This window comes from Streptomyces sp. NPDC127092 (assembly GCF_042722475.1).
In the GTDB taxonomy this organism is placed as follows: domain Bacteria; phylum Actinomycetota; class Actinomycetes; order Streptomycetales; family Streptomycetaceae; genus Streptomyces.
Window position 1 is genome coordinate 1,012 of sequence record NZ_JBHXFE010000161.1, and the last position, 949, is coordinate 1,960.

1 protein-coding gene is annotated in these 949 nt (G+C 68.3%); it reads left to right on the top strand.

What is annotated here, in order from left to right; all coding sequences use genetic code 11:
* Positions 1-102 precede the first annotated feature (102 nt).
* The coding region (locus ACFWJO_RS38340) for an ABC transporter ATP-binding protein (protein ID WP_386872798.1) at positions 103-949 on the top strand (847 nt) is incomplete at its 3' end.

Consider the following 949-nt stretch of genomic DNA (forward strand, 5'->3'; position numbering starts at 1 on the left):
AGCCCCAGGCCCCGCCGTGCGCTGACGACCCGCCCCGATGGCAGCGGCCACGATGACGCACGCGGAGGGCCTGCTCCCCTCGGGACGGCCGGTGAGGACGTCGTGGCCGCCGACCGCGCTGCTGTCGTCCTTGACGAGGTCGGCATGACCTACACGGTCCGTTCGGCAGACACGCGGCGTGTCCACAGAGGTGGGCGTGCCTTGTTCGACGGGGCGCGGGGAGTCCGCACGGACCGAGTCGAGGCATTGAAGCCGTTGTCACTCGTCGTCGAGCGTGGTGAGTCCGTGGGGGTGATCGGCACCAACGGCTCGGGCAAGTCGACGCTCATGAAGCTGATCACCGGTCAGGCGCGTCCCACTCATGGGCGTGTCTATGCGACCAGTACCCCCGTGATGCTCGGCGTCAACGCGGCGCTGGTCCGGCAGGTGTCGGGTGAGGACAACATCCTCCTGGGGTGCCTGGCCATGGGCATGAGCCGGGCTGAAGCCGTGCAGCGGCGTGATCAGGTGGCACGTCTGTCCGGACTCGACGACGATGCGCTCCAACTGCCCTTGCGGGCCTACTCATCGGGGATGGCGTCCCGGCTGCAGTTCGCCATCGCCACGTCCGTCGACCCGGACATCCTCGTGATCGACGAGGCGTTGAACACCGGTGACGCCCAGTTCCGCGCAAGGACGAGGCGTCGCCTGGACGAGCTCCGCGCTCAGGCCGGTTGCGTCTTCTTGGTCAGTCATTCCCTGAACACCATCAAGGAGATGTGCTCGCGAGTCGTGTGGATCGAGCAGGGGCAGCTCACCATGGATGGCTCTCCCACGGTGGTCACGGGCAACTACGCGAGGTACACGCGCCATCGGTCCCGGGGTGAGGACACCGCGGCGGAGCGACTTCTGCAAGAGGCCCGCGATGCCGTGCGCCGGATCCGCGTCGACTGGGCAGGGGGGGAGCCGC